At 72.2% G+C, this 16,389-nt stretch carries 16 protein-coding genes; 12 read left to right on the top strand and 4 right to left on the bottom strand.

Annotated features, from left to right (window positions below; all coding sequences use genetic code 11):
* Positions 1-175: 175 nt before the first annotated feature.
* The 9 genes from ACIQ5Y_RS04170 (at position 176) to ACIQ5Y_RS04210 (ending at position 9,386) form a co-directional block, all read left to right on the top strand.
* Positions 176-901: a DJ-1/PfpI family protein gene (locus tag ACIQ5Y_RS04170; protein ID WP_403874780.1), complete on the top strand. Its 726-nt coding sequence runs from the start codon at positions 176-178 to the stop codon at positions 899-901.
* 136 nt (positions 902-1,037) lie between these two features.
* Positions 1,038-1,517 carry a MarR family winged helix-turn-helix transcriptional regulator gene (locus tag ACIQ5Y_RS04175; protein ID WP_403875662.1) on the top strand — a complete coding sequence of 160 codons (480 nt, stop codon included), beginning with the start codon at positions 1,038-1,040 and terminating at the stop codon, positions 1,515-1,517.
* Positions 1,518-1,693: 176 nt separating this feature from the next.
* Positions 1,694-2,731 carry an alpha/beta hydrolase gene (locus ACIQ5Y_RS04180; protein ID WP_403874782.1) on the top strand — a complete coding sequence of 346 codons (1,038 nt, stop codon included), beginning with the start codon at positions 1,694-1,696 and terminating at the stop codon, positions 2,729-2,731.
* The gene (locus ACIQ5Y_RS04185; RefSeq protein ID WP_403874783.1) at positions 2,724-4,013 is read left to right on the top strand and encodes an acyltransferase; all 1,290 of its coding nucleotides are present in this window, start codon (positions 2,724-2,726) and stop codon (positions 4,011-4,013) included. The genes ACIQ5Y_RS04180 and ACIQ5Y_RS04185 overlap by 8 nt, the downstream gene beginning before the upstream one ends.
* Positions 4,006-5,391, top strand: coding sequence for a sensor histidine kinase (locus ACIQ5Y_RS04190; RefSeq protein ID WP_403874785.1), 1,386 nt, complete (start codon positions 4,006-4,008; stop codon positions 5,389-5,391). The genes ACIQ5Y_RS04185 and ACIQ5Y_RS04190 overlap by 8 nt, the downstream gene beginning before the upstream one ends.
* Entirely contained in the window at positions 5,388-6,059 is a 672-nt protein-coding gene (locus tag ACIQ5Y_RS04195; RefSeq protein ID WP_403874787.1) for a response regulator, read from the top strand. Before ACIQ5Y_RS04190 ends, ACIQ5Y_RS04195 begins: the two co-directional genes overlap by 4 nt.
* A gap of 88 nt (positions 6,060-6,147) precedes the next feature.
* The gene (locus tag ACIQ5Y_RS04200; RefSeq protein WP_403874789.1) at positions 6,148-7,503 is read left to right on the top strand and encodes a sensor histidine kinase; all 1,356 of its coding nucleotides are present in this window, start codon (positions 6,148-6,150) and stop codon (positions 7,501-7,503) included.
* Positions 7,500-8,174, top strand: coding sequence for a response regulator (locus ACIQ5Y_RS04205; RefSeq protein ID WP_403874791.1), 675 nt, complete (start codon positions 7,500-7,502; stop codon positions 8,172-8,174). Before ACIQ5Y_RS04200 ends, ACIQ5Y_RS04205 begins: the two co-directional genes overlap by 4 nt.
* Before the next feature lie 9 nt (positions 8,175-8,183).
* Positions 8,184-9,386: a cytochrome P450 gene (locus ACIQ5Y_RS04210; RefSeq protein ID WP_403874793.1), complete on the top strand. Its 1,203-nt coding sequence runs from the start codon at positions 8,184-8,186 to the stop codon at positions 9,384-9,386.
* A 16-nt stretch (positions 9,387-9,402) separates the two neighbouring features.
* Here ACIQ5Y_RS04210 and ACIQ5Y_RS04215 read toward each other — a convergent pair whose 3' ends face one another.
* Positions 9,403-10,980 (bottom strand): ABC transporter permease, encoded by a 1,578-nt coding sequence (locus tag ACIQ5Y_RS04215; protein ID WP_403874795.1) that lies wholly within the window; start codon positions 10,978-10,980, stop codon positions 9,403-9,405.
* Positions 10,977-11,879 carry an ATP-binding cassette domain-containing protein gene (locus ACIQ5Y_RS04220; RefSeq protein ID WP_403874797.1) on the bottom strand — a complete coding sequence of 301 codons (903 nt, stop codon included), beginning with the start codon at positions 11,877-11,879 and terminating at the stop codon, positions 10,977-10,979. Before ACIQ5Y_RS04220 ends, ACIQ5Y_RS04215 begins: the two co-directional genes overlap by 4 nt.
* Before the next feature lie 75 nt (positions 11,880-11,954).
* Here ACIQ5Y_RS04220 and ACIQ5Y_RS04225 point away from each other — a divergent pair, with 75 nt between their 5' ends.
* Entirely contained in the window at positions 11,955-12,458 is a 504-nt protein-coding gene (locus ACIQ5Y_RS04225) for a GbsR/MarR family transcriptional regulator (RefSeq protein WP_403875665.1), read from the top strand.
* Between the two features lie 103 nt (positions 12,459-12,561).
* Here ACIQ5Y_RS04225 and ACIQ5Y_RS04230 read toward each other — a convergent pair whose 3' ends face one another.
* On the bottom strand, positions 12,562-13,389 hold the full coding sequence (locus ACIQ5Y_RS04230) for a diacylglycerol kinase (protein WP_403875668.1): 828 nt from the start codon (positions 13,387-13,389) through the stop codon (positions 12,562-12,564).
* A gap of 184 nt (positions 13,390-13,573) precedes the next feature.
* Here ACIQ5Y_RS04230 and ACIQ5Y_RS04235 point away from each other — a divergent pair, with 184 nt between their 5' ends.
* Entirely contained in the window at positions 13,574-14,857 is a 1,284-nt protein-coding gene (locus ACIQ5Y_RS04235) for an adenylosuccinate synthase (RefSeq protein ID WP_403874799.1), read from the top strand.
* A 79-nt stretch (positions 14,858-14,936) separates the two neighbouring features.
* On the opposite strand, the gene ACIQ5Y_RS04240 is transcribed toward ACIQ5Y_RS04235, so the two are convergent.
* Complete coding sequence (locus tag ACIQ5Y_RS04240; protein ID WP_403874801.1) at positions 14,937-15,629, bottom strand: hypothetical protein; 693 nt, start codon at positions 15,627-15,629, stop codon at positions 14,937-14,939.
* Positions 15,630-15,884: 255 nt separating this feature from the next.
* On the opposite strand from ACIQ5Y_RS04240, the gene ACIQ5Y_RS04245 reads away from it, so the two are divergent.
* Complete coding sequence (locus ACIQ5Y_RS04245; RefSeq protein ID WP_403874803.1) at positions 15,885-16,373, top strand: carboxymuconolactone decarboxylase family protein; 489 nt, start codon at positions 15,885-15,887, stop codon at positions 16,371-16,373.
* Positions 16,374-16,389 lie beyond the last annotated feature (16 nt).

The following is a 16,389-nucleotide window of genomic DNA, read 5'->3' on the forward strand; positions in this document are numbered from 1 at the left end:
GGGATATCGGCGGACTGTATGGGGGTGGGGGGCGGGTCTCGGCAGTCTGTCTGCGCCGGGCTGCCGGATCGCTTCATTGACAGCATCCTGTCGATACGACAGAATGCTGTCGTATCGACGCTCGGCCGCTTCTCACATCTCTCGCACCTCTCCCACCTCACCGGAGGCGAAGAACATGAACGAGACGACGCACGACTCCCGACACGAATCCGCGCACGAAGCCGGGCACGGGGCCGGGCATGAGGCCGGGCACGAAGCCGGGCGTGGACGCGAGCACGAAGCCGGGCGGAAGCCGGTCCACCTCGCGGTCTACGACACGTACGCGGACTGGGAGACCGGTCACACCACCGCTCACCTCACCCAGCGCGGCCACCGGATCCGCACGGTCGGCCCGGCCGCCGGGCAGCCGGTGACCACCATGGGGGGCATGCGGATCCTTCCGGACCTGTCGCTGTCCGAGCTGCGGCCGCAGGACTCCTCGCTGCTGATCCTCACCGGAGCCTCCCTGTGGGACACGGGCGACGAGCTGGCGCCGTTCGCGGCGAAGGCGGCGGAGTTCCTGGCCGCCGGGGTCCCGGTCGCGGCGATCTGCGGGGCCACCGCCGGGCTCGCGCGGGCGGGGGTACTGGACGGTCGGGCCCACACGAGCGCGGCCTCCTTCTACCTGGTCCCGCAGCCGGGGTACGGCGGCGCCGAGCGCTACGTCGAGGCCGACGCGGTCACGGACGGGGACCTGATCACGGCGGGCCCGACGGAACCGGTGGCGTTCGCACGGGAGGTGTTCGCGCGCCTGGACGTGTACAAGCCGGACGTGCTGGACGCGTGGTACCGGCTCTTCCACGACTCGGACGAGAGCGCGTTCCCCGTACTGATGGCGGCCGCGGAGTCGGGCGATGCCTGAGCCCGAGCCTGAGCCCGAGCCTGAGTCCGCGTCCGTGTCCGCGTCCGAGCCTGAGTCCGTGTCCGAGCCCGCAGCGACGCCCGGGCCCGCATCCACACCCGAGCCCGGGCCCGGATCCCCGCGGGCCCGCCAGGACCTGCTGAGCCGCACCGCACTCGGGGTGTTCCGGCTGAACGGCCAGTTCCTCTCCGTCTCGGAGGAACTGGCCCGACCGGCCGGGCTGACCGCGGCCTGGTGGCAGGTGCTGGGCGCGGTGCTGCGCGAACCCCTCCCGGTGGCGGGCATCGCCCGCGAGATGGGCATCACCCGGCAGAGCGTCCAGCGCATCGCGGACCTGTTGGCCGCGAAGGGCCTGGCGGAGTACGTCCCGAACCCGGCCCACCGCCGGGCGAAACTGCTCCGCCCGACGGAAGCCGGCCACGCGGCGATCGCCCGCATCGACCCGGGCCACGCCTCCCTGGCCGGCCGCCTGCAAGCCGAACTGGGCGAAGCCGCCTTCGCGGAAACGGCCCGGGTGCTGGAACGCCTCTCGGCGGCCCTGGACGCCGTGGCCCAGTCGCCCGATCCCGCCGACCCGGCCGACCCGGCCGACCCGGCCGACCCGGACGGCGTTTGAGTCAGCGCGAACATCCTTCCCACGCAGTGGTGTTGGAGCTCTCAGGTATCCCTCGTCATACCTGAGAGCTACGTGCGAACACGGCTCCCCAGCGTGACGCCGACGACGGATCCTGATTTCTAACTTCGGATCAAGAGAAGAGCGCAGAGGGCTCTTCCGGACCGAAGGAAGACACCATGGCGGCGGCGCGGACGACGGGAACGACGCGAAGGACCGGCACGACGGGCGGCAATGGCGGCCGCGCGCGTCGCACCCTGATGGCCGCCCTCGTCGCCGCGGCCGTCATATTCCCGGTCTCCGCCGCGGCCTCCGTGGAGGTTCCCGCTCCCCCGCCCGCGACATTCGCCGAGGACGCCACACCGCACAGCCGGTACGCGGCCAACAGCGCCGGCCTCGCCGAGGCGGCCCGGATGGCCGAGGAGGCCGGCCGGACGGGCCGGGCCGCCAAGCTCCGCGCCATGGAGGCGGCCGGCACGGCCCGGTTCCTCGCCTTCGACGGCCGTGGCAGGGGGCGGGCCGTCGAGGTGCTCGGGGAGTTGGAGACCGCCGACCGGATCGCCGTTCTGGTGCCCGGCTCCGATACGACCCTGGACACCTACCAAAGGTTCCGTGCCGGGGCCGTCGCCCTCCAGCAGCGCCTCCAGGCCGAGCATCCGCGCTCCGCCGTGGTGGCCTGGCTCGGGTACGACACCCCCGGCACGGTCAGCACGACCGTCCTGACCGCCGACCGCGCGGACGAGGCAGCATCCGAACTGGGCCCCTTCCTGGACCGGTTGACCGGCATGACCGCGCCCGGCTCACGGCTCTCGCTGCTCTGCCATTCGTACGGATCCGTGGTCTGCGCCCGTACGCCGACCGGGCCCGCGGTCACCGACATGGCACTGTTCGGCAGCCCGGGCACGGGAGCCGCGTCCGCCGACGAGCTGCCGACGGGCGCCCGCGTGTGGGCCGGGCGCGGCGCCGGGGACTGGATCGCCGACGTCCCGCACGTGCGGCTCGGCGGGATCGGCTTCGGTGCCGATCCCGTCGACCCCGCCTTCGGAGCCAGGGCGTTCGCCGCCGGTACCGGCGGGCACAGCGACTACCTGAGGCCCGGCACCCGGTCCCTCGACAGCCTGGCCACGATCGTCCTCGGCGCCGCCGACTCCGTTGCCGGCGCCCCCGGCACCGGCACCCCCGCGCCCACCACCGTCTCGGAGGACCGCCATGCGTGAGCTCCGCGCCCGATGGGCCGTTCTGGCCGCCGGGATCGATGCGGGCACCCCCGCCGAGCGGGACCGGAGCGTGGACGCGCTGCGGGCCGTCGCGATCCTGGGCGTGGTCTTCGGACACTGGCTCGTCACCGCGCTGACCACCGCCGACGGCGGGTTGAGCACCACCAGTCCGCTGGCGCACATGCCCCGGCTGGCGCCGCTGTCCTGGGTGTTCCAGACCCTGGCCGTCTTCTTCCTGGTCGGCGGTCATGTCGCGGCCAAGGGTTACGTATCGGCGCGGGCCCACGGGTCCTCGTACCGCACGTGGGTGGGGCAGCGGCTGGGGAGGCTCTTCCGTCCGGTCGCGGCCGTGCTCGTGCTGTGGGCCCTGGTCGCGGCGGGCATGCTGATCGGCGGTGTGGAGCTGGGCACCGTGCGGACGCTGCTCAGGCTGGTCCTGTCGCCGCTGTGGTTCCTGCTGGTGTTCGCCGCGCTCACGGCGGCGACGCCGCTGGTGGCGCGACTCAGCCCGGTGTGGCCGTCGGCCGTGGTGGCGGGGGTGGACGTGTGGCGGTTCGGGTTCGGCGGGCCCGAGTGGGTCGGCTGGGTGAACGTGGGCGCCGGCTGGCTCGTCCCGTACACCCTGGGCGCCGCCTGGGCCTCCGGCTCGTTGGCCGGCCGACGCACGCCGGCCCTGCTCCTGGGTGGGGGAACCGTGGCCACTGCCGCGCTGGTCCTCTGGGGCGGGTATCCGGCGTCCATGGTCGGTGTCCCCGGGGCCGCCGTCTCGAATCTGAACCCGCCGACGCTCGCCGCGGTCTCCTTCGGCCTGGCCCAGTGCGGGCTGGCGCTGCTCGTGCGCGAGCCGCTGGCACGGGCCATGCGGCGGCCCGCCGCGTGGGCGAAGGTGGCCCTGGTGAACCTCTCCGCGATGACGGTCTTCCTGTGGCACCAGACGGCCATGATGGCGGTCACCTCCCTCGGGCTGCTCGTGTCCGCCGATCTGCCCGGGTTGCACACGGTGCCCGGGTCGCCGGGCTGGATAGCGGTCCGCCTGCTGTGGCTGCCGGTGTTCGCCGCGGCGCTGACGCTCTGCTGGGCCGCGTTCCGCAGCTACGAACAGGGCGCACGCCTCCGGCGGGGCTCGGACCGTACGGTCCCGGCCTCCGGCCCCCCGGCCTCCGGCCCTTTCCGGCCCTCCCGGCCCGCCGGGCCCTCGCGGGCGGGGCGGGGCGTCGGCGCCGCCCGTGGGCACCGGGCCCCGCGTGCTCATTCCCCCGGGAAGGGAGTCGCTCATGTCTAGGCTGGCCGGTGTGATCCGACAGCCCGCGCCTCCGACCGACCGTCCGCAGCCCGGCAACGCCCGGGGAGACATCAACGGCGGTGCCCAGGGGGATGGTTCGTCGGGGTTGCTGACGGTGGCGACCGAACTGTCCACCCTGCGCCGGGATCCGCTTCCCCCGCTGTCCCGGCCTCGCTGGCTGGCCCGGCTGCCCCATGTGCTGGTCGTCTACCTGGCGTTGTTCTTCGGCTTCCTCACCACGGAGCAGCTTCAGGACCACTACCACGTCACGGGCGGTCCACCGCAGGTGCTCGCGATCACGACGGGCGTCTCCATAGCCCTCGCGATGTTCCGCCCGATGGCGGCGTGGTGGCTCGGGCTGCTCTCCGCAGGCCTCATCGCCTGGTTGATCCACGACCAGGTCGGGCAGGGGCAGACCTGGCCCTGGATGCCGGGTGGGATGTTCGCTTTCGCCCCGCTGGTGCTGCTGGTCGCCCTCAGGGTGCCGGCCCGGGTGACCGTCTGGGTCACCGGCATCTCGCTGGCCCTCACCGGGCTCGCCGAGCTGGCCTTCAAGCCGGAGCACAGCGCGACCACGATCCCGAGTACCGCTCTCCTCTTCGGGTTCGTCGGCCTCCTCGGCTACGCGCTGCGCGCCCTGCGCCTGGCCCGCGGCGAGCTGGTCCAGCAGGAGACCCTCACCGAGGAGGAGCGGGCCCGGCGCACCCTCCTGGAGGAGCGCAGCCGGATCGCGCGCGAACTGCACGACGTGGTCGCGCACCACATGTCCGTCATCTCCATCCAGGCGCAGGTAGCCCCGCACCTCGTGGAGAACCCGTCCGAGGAGCTCAAGGAGAACCTGGCGGGCATACGGGAGAACGCGCTGGAGGCCCTGACGGAGCTGCGCCGGGTGCTGGGCGTGCTGCGCTCCGAGCAGCCGGACGATCTGGCGAACCCGCATCATCCGCAGCCCACCCTCGCCGAGTTGGACGGCCTCGTGGACAACGTGCGGGGGGCCGGGCTCGACGTAACCGTCGAAGTGGCCGGTGTCCGCAGGGCGTTGACTCCGGGCGTGGAACTGACCGCGTACCGCATCGTGCAGGAGGCACTGAGCAACTGCCTGCGTCACGCGCCCGGTTCGCGAGTGGAGGTCGGTATCGCGTACGGGCCTCGCGAGCTGCACTTGTGCGTCGCCAACTCCGTGCCGACCCGGCCGGTCCCGCCCTCGCACGGTGCGGGGCACGGGCTGCTGGGGATGCGGGAGCGGGCGGGCATGCTGGGGGGCGAACTGGCCGCCGGCCCGCGCCCGGAAGGCGGGTACGAGGTGACCGCCGTACTGCCGATGGACGCACCGGCCCCGCCCGGTGGCTCCTCCCCCGAGCCGAAGAGGAACTCATGACCACCCCGATCAAGGTGATGATCGCCGACGACCAGATGATGGTCCGGCAGGGCTTCACCGTGCTCCTCAACGCCCAGCCCGACATAGAGGTGGTCGGCCAGGCCGTGGACGGGGCCGATGCCGTGGCGAAGGTCGCCGAAATGGCGCCGGACGTGGTCCTGATGGACATCCGCATGCCGGGGATGGGTGGCATCGAGGCCACCTCCCTCATCACCGGCGCCCCGGGCTCCGAGGTGAAGGTGCTCGTGCTGACCACCTTCGATCTCGACGAGTACGTGTACGAGGCACTGCGGGCCGGGGCCTCCGGCTTCCTGCTCAAGGACGCGTCGGCGGACCAGCTCGCGGAGGCGGTGCGGGTGGTCGCGGCCGGTGAGGCGCTGCTGTCGCCGAACATCACGAAGCGGCTGATCACCGAGTTCTCCCGGTTGGGGGCGCCGCGCGCGCCGTCGCGGGCCCGTATCGACGAGCTGACCGGCCGGGAAACGGAGGTGCTCTCGCTCGTCGCCCAGGGCCTGTCCAATGCGGAGATCGCGGAGCACCTGACCGTGGCGGAGCAGACGGTGAAGACCCATGTGGGCCGGATCCTGGTGAAGCTGGGCCTGCGGGACCGCACGCAGGCGGCGGTCTTCGCGTACGAGACGGGTCTGATCCGTCCAACGGGCTACTGATCTGCCCCGGGTAGTACTTGAGAGGGACGCCGGGAAATCCCCATCTGCGGCGACGCGGGCTACGGGGCCGCGGACCTACGGTTCTGTTATGACCGAGACGACCACCGGGGGGACAGCCCGGACACCCGAGTTCCGACTGGCATCGGGGGTGATCGAGACCCTGCGCCAGGACCTCGTCACCAACGCCTTCGCCTACCGGCCGCTGCCGCTCCAGGAGACGCCCGGGCGGTTCGTGCGGCGCCTTCCCAAGGCGATACGCGCGCACTACCCGTGGACGCGGTACGCGATGGTGGGGGCACTGGCCCTCTTCGTCGTCGTGTTCACAGCGGGCTCGCAGTCGAGCTACCTCGGGGATGCCGGCGAGCTGCTCATGGGGATGATGGCCGCGGCCCCGGTCCTCATGACGCTGATCCGGCCGGTGGCCGCTTGGTGGGCGGCCGTCGCGCTGACGTTGGTGTTCGCCGCCCTCGGCAGTGACCAGAGCTGGCCGTGGACCCCCGGCAGCTTCCTCGCGTACATCGCGGTGATGGTCCTCGTCACCCTGCGGACGGGGCCCCGGGTGGCGGCCTGGATGTGGACGCTGACCCTCGCGCTCGGCTTCGCCCTCTCGGTGGTGTTCAGGAACGGCTACGGGTACGGGTACGGGACGAACCTGCCCGAGATGGCGGTGACCTCGGCCTTCGCCCTGGTGATCGCGAGCAGCATCCAGATACGCCGGCACGCCAGGGCGGAAGTGAGCGCGCAGCAGGAGGTCACGGCGGTCGAGCGGGACAAGCGGACGCTGCTGGAGGAGCGGACGACGATCGCGCGAGAACTGCACGACGTGGTGGCCCACCACATGTCGGTGGTGGCGATCCAGGCGGAGGCCGCACCGTACCGGGTGAAGAACCCGCCGCCGGAGCTGGAGGCGGCGTTCGTCACCATCAGGGAGAACGCGGTGGCAGCCCTGACGGAGCTGCGGCGGGTGCTGGGTGTGGTGCGCTCCGCGGACTACGAGGCGCCGGACGCCCCGCAGCCGACGCTGGCCTCGCTGGACGGGCTGCTGGCCAATGTTCGGGAGGCCGGGCTGAGCGTGGAGAAGACGGTGACGGGTGCGGTGCGGGAGCTGCCGCAGGGGGTGGAGCTGTCGGCGTACCGGATCATCCAGGAGGCCCTGAGCAACACGCTGCGGCACGCACCGGGCGCGGTGGCCTCGGTGGAGGTCAGCTACGTATTGGGCGGGCTGGGGATACGGATCGTCAACGAGGCGCCGACCGGGGATGTGCGGCCTTCACCCGGGGCGGGCCACGGGATCACCGGGATGCGGGAACGGGTGGCCATGCTGGAGGGGGAGATGACGGTCGGTCCGACGGCCGCAGGGGGGTTCGAGGTGGCGGTGTTCATACCCGTGCCTAGCCGTCCGGCTCCGGCCCCGGCGACGGCGCCCGAAGAGGGGCCGGCATGACGATCAGGGTGCTGATCGTCGACGACCAGATGATGGTGCGCGAGGGGTTCTCCGTCCTGCTCAACGCCATGGAGGGCATCGAGGTCGTCGGCGAGGCCGTCGACGGCCGGCAGGCCGTCGCGCAGGTGGCGGCGCTCCGGCCGGACGTGGTCCTGATGGACATCCGGATGCCGGAGATGAACGGGCTGGAGGCGACACGGGAGATCGTGGCCGCCTCCGCGACACCGGGAGCGGCCGACGCGAAGGTGTTGGTCCTGACGACCTTCGACCTCGACGAGTACGTGTACCAGGCGCTCAGGGCCGGGGCCTCCGGGTTCCTGCTCAAGGACGCGTCGGCCCGTCAGCTGGCTGACGGGGTACGGGTCGTGGCGGCCGGGGAGGCCTTGTTGGCGCCGTCGGTGACCAAGCGGCTGATAGCGGAGTTCTCGAAGCTCTCGGAGGTGCGCAGGTTCACCGATCCGGCGGGGGTCGGGGAGTTGACGGATCGGGAGACGGAGGTGCTGGTGCTGATCGCTCAGGGGCTGTCCAACGCGGAGATAGCCGACCGACTCGTGGTCGCCGAGTCGACGATCAAGACCCATGTGAGCCGGATCCTGGTGAAGCTGGGACTGCGTGACCGCACCCAGGCGGCGGTGTTCGCCTACGAGACCCGACTGGTCACCCCGTCGTAGGGTGCGGGGATGGGCTTTGATCCGTGGGACGCGGGGTTCGTCGCCGATCCTTATCCGGCGTACCGGGAGTTGCGGGAGCAGGGGCGGGCCCTGTGGTGGGAGGCCACGGGGCAGTGGCTGGTGCCGCACTACGAGGACGTGAGTGCGCTGCTGCGGGACCGGCGGCTGGGGCGGACCTATCTGCACCGGTTCTCGCACGAGGAGTTCGGCCGCCAGGCCCCGCCGGCTGAGCACGAGCCCTTCCACGTGCTCAACGGCAACGGTCTGCTGGACCTGGAGGATCCCGCGCACGCGCGGGTGCGCAGGCTCGTGGCGAAGGCCTTCACCCCGCGCACGGTGGAGCGGCTCGTGCCCGCCGTGCGGGGCCTCGCCGAGGGGCTGGTGGGGCGGCTGCTCGCGGACGGGGGCGGGGATCTGCTCACCGCCGTCGCCGAGCCGCTGCCGGTGGCCGTGATCGCGGAGCTGCTGGGGATTCCGGAGGCGGACCGGGGGCTGCTGCGGCCCTGGTCGGCGGAGATCTGCGGGATGTTCGAGCTCCGGCCCGACGAGGAGACGGCTCGGCGGGCGGTGCGGGCGAGCGTGGAGTTCAGCTCCTACCTGCGGGGCCTGATCGCCGAACGGCGGGCGCACCCCGGGGAGGATTTGATCTCCGGACTGATCGCCGCCCACGATGACGAGGGCCGGCTCAGCGAGCAGGAGATGATCTCCACCTGCGTGCTCCTGCTGAACGCCGGCCACGAGGCGACGGTCAACACGACCGTCAACGGGTGGTGGGCGCTGTTCCGCAATCCGGCCCAGTTGGCGGACCTCAGGCGGAATCCCGAAAAGTTGTCCACAGCTGTGGATGAACTCATGCGCTACGACACTCCCCTGCAGATGTTCGAACGCTGGGTGCTCGACGAGATCCGGATCGGGGACACCGTCATCCCCCGCGGGGCCGAGGTCGCGCTGCTCTTCGGCTCCGCGAACCGGGATCCCGCACGGTTCGCCGACCCCGACGTGCTGGACCTCGTACGGGCCGACAATCCGCACCTGAGTTTCGGGGCCGGGATCCACTACTGCCTGGGGGCGCCGCTCGCGCGCCGGGAGCTGGAGGCCTCGTTCGGGGCGCTGCTGGCGGACGGTGTCCCGCCACTGCGGCTCGTCGAGGAGCCGCGGTGGCGGGACGGGTACGTCATCCGGGGGCTGGAGCGGTTGCTGGTCGAGTTCTGACCGTCCGGCGATGCCCCTAGGCCAGGAGGTCCCGGCGGCGCAGGGCCGTGAGGCCGGCGGCCGTCAGGGCGACGGCCAGGGCCGTCAGGGTCAGCAGCGGGACCCAGGCCAGGGATGAGGCGCCCGGGAGTTTCGGCAGGTGGGCGAAGGGCGAGAGGTCCAGGACCGACTGGGGGAGGTTCAGCGCGGGACCGATCCAGCCCAGCGCGAGCGCGGTCCCGGCTGCCGCCCAGGCGGCGACGGCGTACTGGGGGGCCGCGCCGTACAACAGCGCCGCGAGTGCTCCGATCACCCAGACCGCCGGGAGCTGCGCGAGGGTGGCGCCGATCGTCCCGGGCAGGTCCTGACCGTGCCCGATGCCCAGGCCGAGCCCCGCCAGCAGCAGGATCAGCGCCGATCCGCCGAAGGCCACGACCAGGTGGCCGCCGGCCCAGCGCAGTCGGCCGACCGCGTTCGCCAGCAGCGGTTCGGCGCGCTGCCCCGACTCCTCGCCGCTCAGGCGCAGCACCGAGGCGACGATGTACAGGGCGGCGATCAGCCCGAACATGCCCGCCATCGTGGCGAGGAAGGCGTCGGTGAGCCCGCTCTGCCCGCCCATCCGCTCGATGATCTCCCGGGTCTTCTCGTTGCCGCCGACCAGGTCGGCCGCGCCGTCCGCCATCCCGCCGAAGACGACCCCGGCAATCAGGAAGCCCGAGCTCCAGCCGATGACGCTGCCGCGCTGGAGCCGCCAGGCCAGCGCGCCCGCCGTGCCCAACCGCCCCTCGGCCGGCCCGGGCCGGGCCGGGAGGAAGCCCATGCCCAGGTCGCGCCGGCCCGCCAGGGCGTAGGCCGCGCCCGCCTGCGCCATGCCGGCCGCGGCGAGCAGCGCGAGCACCCACCAGCGGGTCGGGGCGAAGGCCCGTACGTTCTCCACCCAGCCGAGCGGCGAGAGCCAGGTCAGCGGCGAGGTACCGCCCGCCGTACCCGCGTCGCCCGCCGCCTTCAGCACGAAGGCGGCGCCCAGCACGGCGGCCGCGAGCCCCTTCGCGGCGCGGGCGCTCCCGGTCAGCTGGGCGGCGACGGCGGCCGTGCCCGCGAAGAGCATCCCGGTGCCGGCGAGGGCCGCCCCGAGGGCGAGCGCGCCACCCGCGCCCTGCCCGGCGAGCGCGAGCGTGACGAGCAGGGCCACGCAGGTGTTGGCGACGAGCGCGGTGAGCAGGGCCGCGGTCAGCGGGGCCCGCCGCCCCACCATCGCCGCGGAGAGCAGCTCCTGACGGCCCGTCTCCTCCTCCTCGCGGGTGTGCCGGACCACGATCACCAGGCTCATGGCGGCCGCGAGGACCGCACCGTAGACGCCGGTGCGCCAGGCGGTCAGGCCGCCGAGGGAGTCGCTGAAGACGGGCCCGTACAGGGCGCGCATCGAGCTGTTGGCGTTCATCGAGGCGGCGGCCGCGGCGCGTTCGGCGGCGGTGGAGTACACGCTCCCCAGCGCGCCGGGCATGCTCGCCACCAGCAGCGTGGTGCCCAGCACCCAGACCGGCACCATCACGCGGTCGCGGCGCAGGGCGAGCCTCAGCAGGGTTCCGGTCCCGGCCAGCCGGTCGTTCCTCATCGCGCCGCTTCTTCCGTGCTCTGGGTGTAGTGCCGCAGGAAGAGTTCTTCGAGGGTGGGCGGCGTCGAGATGAGCGACCGCACCCCGGAGGCGGTGAGGGACCGCAGTACGGCGTCCAGCTTGTCGGTGTCGGCCTGGAGGCGGACCTTCAGCCCCCGTACCTCGACGTCGTGGACGCCCGGCAGGTGCGCGAGGCCGTTCGGCGGGCCGGCCAGCTCGGCGCTGATCGACGTACGGGTGAGGTGGCGCAGTTCGGCGAGGGTGCCGGTTTCCACCGTGCGGCCCGCGCGGATGATGCTGACCCGGTCGCAGAGGGCCTCGACCTCGCTGAGGAGGTGCGAGCTGAGCAGGATCGTGCGCCCGGCGGCGCGCGCCTCGGCGACGCAACCCTGGAAGACCTCCTCCATGAGCGGGTCGAGGCCGGAGGTGGGCTCGTCGAGGATGAGCAGTTCGGCGTCGGAGGCGAAGGCGGCGACCAGGGCGACCTTCTGCCGGTTGCCCTTGGAGTACGTGCGCCCCTTCTTCGTGGGGTCGAGCTCGAACCGCTCCGTGAGCTCGGCGCGGCGGGCCCGGTCGAGGCCGCCGCGGAGGCGCCCGTACAGGTCGATGACCTCGCCGCCCGAGAGGTTGCGCCACAGCGTGACGTCCCCGGGGACGTAGGCGACGCGGCGGTGGAGGGCGACGGCGTCGGCCCAGGGGTCCCCGCCGAGGAGTTCGGCGGTGCCGGAGTCGGCGCGCAGCAGGCCCAGCAGGACCCGGATGGTGGTGGACTTGCCGGCGCCGTTGGGGCCGAGGAAGCCGTGGACCTCCCCGGTGGTGACCGCGAGGTCGAGTCCGTCCAGTGCGTGGGTGCGGCCGAACGCTTTGTGGAGTCCGGCGACCCTGATGGCCTTCGTCATACTTCCGAACGTACGCGACTTTCACAAAATTGTGAACTTAACGAATCGTATAAAGTTTGGAGGGTGGCGGAAGAGATGACGGAAGAGACGGCGGTACCGGCGGCACGGGACGAGGAAGCGGTCTCCCGCTTCGTGGAGCGGTTCGCGGCGCAGCTGACCGACGCGGGCATGCAGCGGATGGCCGCGCGCGTCTTCGCGCAACTGCTGGCGAGCGACGGCGGCGCGATGACCTCGGCCGAGCTGGGCGAAGCGCTGCGGATCAGCCCAGCGGCGGTGTCGGGGGCCGTCTCCTACCTGACCCAGGTCAACATGGTCAGCCGCGAGCGCGAGCCCGGCTCCCGCCGGGACCGGTACGTGCTGCACAACGAGCTCTGGTACGAGACCTTCACCCGGCGCGACCAGGTCCTGACCCTGTGGGAGAAGACCCTGCGCGAGGGCGCGGCGAGCCTGGGCGCCGACTCCGCGGCGGGGGCGAGGGTCGCGGAGACGGCGGAGTTCTTCGAGTTCATGCAGAAGGAACTCCTCGGCCTGCTGGACCGCTGGCGCACCCACCGCGCCACGCTGAACCCGAGCCCCTGACCCAGAGCACCTGACCCCGGCGCATCTGACCCCGGGCACCTGACCCCGGGCAGCCCCGGCCCCCCGACCCCACCCGGGGCCGGGAGCGGCCCCCGCGGGCCGGTCACCGCCGGCGCGGCACCGTCAGCCCCCACGCGTCCGGCCGCAGCGTCCACGTGCGGCGCCTGACCGGGCCGGTCACGGCCTGGTCCGCCCGATAGCGGAAGTCCGGCCCCGACACCGTCACCGACCGCACCCGGGCCACCCGCGGCCCGCCCGTGCCACCGCCCCCGACACCGGATCCCGATCCGGCCCGGACCACCACCTCCGCCAAGCCCTCCCGCGCCACCACCGACACGTCGAGCACCGGCTCGTCCAGGTCCGCCAGCAGCACCCCGTCCGCCTCCACGCGCAGCCCGCCGCCCACGGGCGGGCGCACCAGGGTCCGTACGAGCGAGCGGTACGCGTTCCACACCGACGGGGCCGCCGGACGGGCCCCCGACCGCTCGGGCGAGGCGATCCTCAGGTCGCCCAGCACCACCCCGTCGCTGTCGTCGACCAGCAGGTCGCAGAGCCGGACCACGCCGTCCAGGACCGCCCGCGCCGCGGAAACGGCCGAAAGCGGCACGCCGAGCGATCTCGCCAGCACCAGGGACCCCACGGGCCCCACGGGAATCAGGGAGACCACCCCGCCCGACAGCGCCCGCTCCCGGTGCAGCAGCCCGACGGCCCGCACCAGAGCCCGGTCGTCGCCCACGATCACCGGCCGCCTTTGACCCCGGCGGGCAAGAGCCCGCGCGAACTCCTCCCGAGAGTCGGGGAGGCAGATCTTCGCCGCCGCGCCCGCTGACAACACATCTTTCGCGATCCGCACGGACTCGCCGTCAAGACGGCGGGCGACCGGGTCGACGAGCACGAGCAGGCCGCCTACCGGCGCGCCCGCGTGGCTCATGGTGGGCTCTGGAGCCGACACCTCGGTCCTTCCTCGGGTAGCATCTTTGTGCAAGAGGCCCTTGCGCTATTGCGCCAGGGCCTTCGTCTATTCCGGGGTACCGGTCCGACGGCTCAGCCTGCGGTGTACATCGTCGTACGCCCCCTGACCTTGGACATGCCCCATCCGGAAGAGGTGTACGCCTGTGCCCGCTCTTGTGCTGCTCGGAGCTCAGTGGGGTGACGAGGGCAAGGGAAAGGCCACCGACCTGCTCGGTGGATCCGTTGACTATGTAGTGCGCTACCAGGGTGGCAACAACGCCGGCCACACGGTCGTCGTGGGTGACCAGAAGTACGCGCTGCACCTTCTCCCTTCCGGCATCCTCTCCCCCGGATGCACCCCGGTCATCGGTAACGGTGTCGTCGTCGACCCGGCCGTCCTGCTCTCCGAGCTGCGCGGCCTGAACGAGCGCGGCATCGACACCTCCAAGCTGCTCATCAGCGGCAACGCGCACCTGATCACGCCGTACAACGTCACCCTCGACAAGGTCGGCGAGCGCTTCCTCGGCAAGCGCAAGATCGGTACGACCGGCCGCGGCATCGGTCCGACCTACGCGGACAAGATCAACCGCGTCGGCATCCGCGTCCAGGACCTCTACGACGAGTCGATCCTCACCCAGAAGGTCGAAGCGGCTCTGGAGGGCAAGAACCAGCTCCTCGCGAAGCTGTACAACCGCCGCGCCATCGAGTCCGCCGCGATCGTCGAGGAGATGCTCCAGTACGCGGACCAGATCAAGGGCTACGTCGCCGACACCACCCTGATCCTCAACAACGCGCTGGACGAGGACAAGGTCGTGCTCTTCGAGGGCGGCCAGGGCACCCTGCTCGACGTCGACCACGGCACGTACCCCTTCGTCACCTCCTCGAACCCGACCGCGGGCGGCGCCTGCACCGGTACCGGTGTCGGCCCGACGAAGATCAGCCGCGTCATCGGCATCCTGAAGGCCTACACGACCCGCGTCGGCGCCGGCCCGTTCCCGACCGAGCTGTTCGACCAGGACGGCGAGGACCTGCGCCGCATCGGTGGCGAGCGCGGTGTGACCACCGGCCGTGACCGCCGCTGCGGCTGGTTCGACGCCCCGATCGCGCGCTACGCGACCCGCGTCAACGGCCTGACGGACTTCTTCCTCACCAAGCTGGACGTGCTGACCGGCTGGGAGGAGATCCCGGTCTGCGTCGCGTACGAGATCGACGGCAAGCGCGTCGAGGAGCTCCCGTACTCGCAGACGGACTTCCACCACGCTAAGCCGATCTACGAAAACCTGCCCGGCTGGTCCGAGGACATCACCAAGGCCAAGACCTTCTCCGACCTGCCGAAGAACGCGCAGGCGTACGTGAAGGCGCTGGAGGAGATGTCGGGCGCCCCGATCTCCGCGATCGGCGTCGGCCCGGGCCGCACCGAGACGATCGAGATCAACTCGTTCCTCTAGACGGCACCCCCGACGGGGGCGGGCCGCGCACACCGCGCGCCCGCCCCCGTCGGCGCATCCGCGGGCGCGGGACCCGGCCCTACCCCCGCAGCCTGATGCCGTGGCGGGTGGCCAGGCGGTGGATCTCGAAGACGGCGACGGCCGTGGTGGCGAGCGCGCCGCCGACGGGCAGCCACGGGTGGTCGGAGGGGCCGCTCGCCGAGAACAAGGAGCCCTGGATCACCAGCTCCCAGGCCAGGACGACCGTCAGCAGGGCCGGGAGCGCCTGGTGGACCTCCACCGTGCGGAACATGTGCCGGGATATCGCGGGCACGGCGAACCAGACGAAGGCGGCGCCCCGGCCCGCGACGACGACGCACCCCAGGAGGGCCAGGACCGACCACGCGGAGCCCACTCCGTAGGTGGAGACGACCAGGAGCATGCCGACCACCCCGCCGGCGGCCGGCACGATGTGCCCGAGGAAGGCGGCCACCGCGATCAGCGGCCCGCGCAGTTTCGCCCTCATCCGCGTCCGCCGCACGGGCCTGGCGCAGGCGATGAAGACGCCGACCACGAGCGGCACGCCGGCCAGCAGCAGCACCGGCGTGATCAGCAGCTTGACCAGGCCGTCCAGTGCCCAACGTGCGATCCAGTCGCCCTCGTGCCGCATCAGGGCGGGCGCCCTCAGGAAGAGCGCGATCCCCAGACCGCCCCAGAACCGGAACCCTTGCAGGACCCGGACGTACCGGTCGTTCAACACGGCGTCCCGCGGCGGCTCCATGAACCGCCGCACGAGTAACCGGTCCCTGCTCTCCCGTACCGGCGCCTGCCGGGCCCCCGCTCCCATGCCGTGATGCCGGCAAAGCCGCCCGGTGGAAGACACCGTTCCAAAGGTATCCAGAGGTATCCGGAGGCATCCGGAGGCATCCGGAGATCGCCGGAAGGAAGATCCCCGGAAGATCTTCCCGGATTCCTGTCACACTCCCGCGATCCGAAACGTCAGTGCTGTGTGGCCGCCAGACCGGTGGCCAGAAGGAGAGCAGCAGCCATGACGAAGACCCACATCTCCCGGATGCCCAACCCCGGTGAATTCGTCCCCGAGCTCGCCGACATCAGCGCCGCCCTCTTCCGGGCCACGGGCAACCGCTCCGTGCCGCGCGCCACGATGAGCCTCGTGCACCTGCGCGCCGGGCAGATCGTCGGGAACACCTACCTGACCATCCTGAACACCGCGTTCCTGCGCAAGGCCGGGGAGTCCGAGGAGCGCATCACCGCCGTCTCCTCGTGGCAGGACGCGCCCTACTTCAACCACGCCGAGCGGGCAGCGCTCGCCCTGGTGGAAGCCACCCTCCAGCCCGCCCCGCACGGCAGGGAGCGGGTTTCGGACGAGCTGTACGCCGAGGTGGCGAAGCACTACGACGAGAAGGCGCTGGCCACCCTCACCATCGCGATCGGTCAGATCAACTTCTTCATCGCCCTCGCGGTCATCGGCAAGCCGCAGCCGGTCGCCTCGCTCGCCGACGAGCAGTGGGACTGACCCCGATCGGGCCCGG

This window comes from Streptomyces sp. NPDC096339 (assembly GCF_044762985.1).
GTDB lineage: Bacteria > Actinomycetota > Actinomycetes > Streptomycetales > Streptomycetaceae > Streptomyces.

What these genes read in the sequence shown, in the direction of transcription:
- ACIQ5Y_RS04200 (WP_403874789.1), top strand. Translation starts at nt 6,148, where the DNA reads ATGACCGAGACGACCACCGGGGGGACAGCCCGGACACCCGAGTTCCGA.
- ACIQ5Y_RS04230 (WP_403875668.1), bottom strand. Translation starts at nt 13,389, where the DNA reads ATGAGCCACGCGGGCGCGCCGGTAGGCGGCCTGCTCGTGCTCGTCGAC.
- ACIQ5Y_RS04170 (WP_403874780.1), top strand. Translation starts at nt 176, where the DNA reads ATGAACGAGACGACGCACGACTCCCGACACGAATCCGCGCACGAAGCC.
- ACIQ5Y_RS04245 (WP_403874803.1), top strand. Translation starts at nt 15,885, where the DNA reads ATGACGAAGACCCACATCTCCCGGATGCCCAACCCCGGTGAATTCGTC.
- ACIQ5Y_RS04195 (WP_403874787.1), top strand. Translation starts at nt 5,388, where the DNA reads ATGACCACCCCGATCAAGGTGATGATCGCCGACGACCAGATGATGGTC.
- ACIQ5Y_RS04190 (WP_403874785.1), top strand. Translation starts at nt 4,006, where the DNA reads ATGTCTAGGCTGGCCGGTGTGATCCGACAGCCCGCGCCTCCGACCGAC.
- ACIQ5Y_RS04180 (WP_403874782.1), top strand. Translation starts at nt 1,694, where the DNA reads ATGGCGGCGGCGCGGACGACGGGAACGACGCGAAGGACCGGCACGACG.
- ACIQ5Y_RS04220 (WP_403874797.1), bottom strand. Translation starts at nt 11,879, where the DNA reads ATGACGAAGGCCATCAGGGTCGCCGGACTCCACAAAGCGTTCGGCCGC.
- ACIQ5Y_RS04215 (WP_403874795.1), bottom strand. Translation starts at nt 10,980, where the DNA reads ATGAGGAACGACCGGCTGGCCGGGACCGGAACCCTGCTGAGGCTCGCC.
- ACIQ5Y_RS04185 (WP_403874783.1), top strand. Translation starts at nt 2,724, where the DNA reads ATGCGTGAGCTCCGCGCCCGATGGGCCGTTCTGGCCGCCGGGATCGAT.
- ACIQ5Y_RS04210 (WP_403874793.1), top strand. Translation starts at nt 8,184, where the DNA reads ATGGGCTTTGATCCGTGGGACGCGGGGTTCGTCGCCGATCCTTATCCG.
- ACIQ5Y_RS04205 (WP_403874791.1), top strand. Translation starts at nt 7,500, where the DNA reads ATGACGATCAGGGTGCTGATCGTCGACGACCAGATGATGGTGCGCGAG.
- ACIQ5Y_RS04225 (WP_403875665.1), top strand. Translation starts at nt 11,955, where the DNA reads ATGACGGAAGAGACGGCGGTACCGGCGGCACGGGACGAGGAAGCGGTC.